Raw genomic sequence first — 1,046 nt, 5'->3', positions numbered from 1 at the left:
ACCATTGACCATATAGCGGTGTGGCGTGCTGGAGCCATAACCCTCACGAGCAATATCCTTCAGGACTTTGCCCAAAGTTGTTGCTTGACCTTTCTCGTCCTCACGTTCCACACCTGCAGGAATATAGCTGAGTTTCAAGTCATAAGGATTGCTAGGCGTACCATTAAGGAAAATATGTACCATACCGTCATTGGCAGCGGCAACCAAAAACTCTTGACGGTTGTCGCGCTTATTGCCAATAGCCGCAACCGAACCGTCTAAAATATCGCCCAAATTACGTTCATCTTTATTTGGATCATTAGGGTCAGTCGGACGGATACGATAAGACTGACTATAACCTTTTGCCTCTGCATCCGCTTTGATGGCTTCATCACTACCTGCTCGGCCAGTCCATTTCAACAATGCATTTTTCCATTCCAACTTCAACTCATCTTTCGCACTGCCGTCTGAAATGCCAAAATCGGCGTTTGAAGCCTCATTATCTGCAACTCTATCGATGAAATAGGTCTTACTGCCATCATTAACCAAAGTAAGACGGTTATTAAATGATGGCTGAACAAACTCAGTCGTATTAATAGGCGTACCATTGCGGTTTAATTTATAAAACCGCAACTGACTGCTCCAAGAGCCGGTATTTAAATGAACCGTTGCCGCCATATTGGGAATACCTGTACTGGTCGTCACCGGCGCAGTTGAAGCTGCCCCTTCAAATTTCATTATTTTGCTGTCAGTTTCAATATTGTCGATAATGGTTTTAAAGGCCTCAAGCAACTTTTCAGGTTTTGAGGCATTGAAATACCATTCCGGGCGACTGGCACCCTTTTCCAGATAATCTCTCCCGACTTTAGAGATTCCCTCACCAAAGCCCACGGTAAAAGTCTGAACCAATTGCTTGCTATAATCTACGCCCTTAGGATCGCTTGGATCACCATCCCAGCTCTTGCCTGCAGCATCTCGACGATCCTCTGGCTTAATCGCAGCATCTAGACGATTTTCTGACTTAATCGCAGGTTTAATATCTTTTTCTGCCAAAGTCTGGCTAAAGA

The 1,046-nt window shown here is 44.7% G+C and carries 1 protein-coding gene; it reads right to left on the bottom strand.

Features of this window, described 5'->3' with window-relative positions; translation table 11 throughout:
- On the bottom strand, positions 1-1,032 hold a 1,032-nt coding region (locus tag ACTHUR_RS11845), incomplete at its 3' end, for a PilC/PilY family type IV pilus protein (protein ID WP_440398703.1).
- Between the last annotated feature and the right edge of the window lie 14 nt (positions 1,033-1,046).

The organism is Neisseria sp. P0021.S007 (assembly GCF_051956855.1).
Note: the sequence above shows the minus strand (reverse complement) of the source record. Positions and strands in the feature narration are given on the sequence as shown.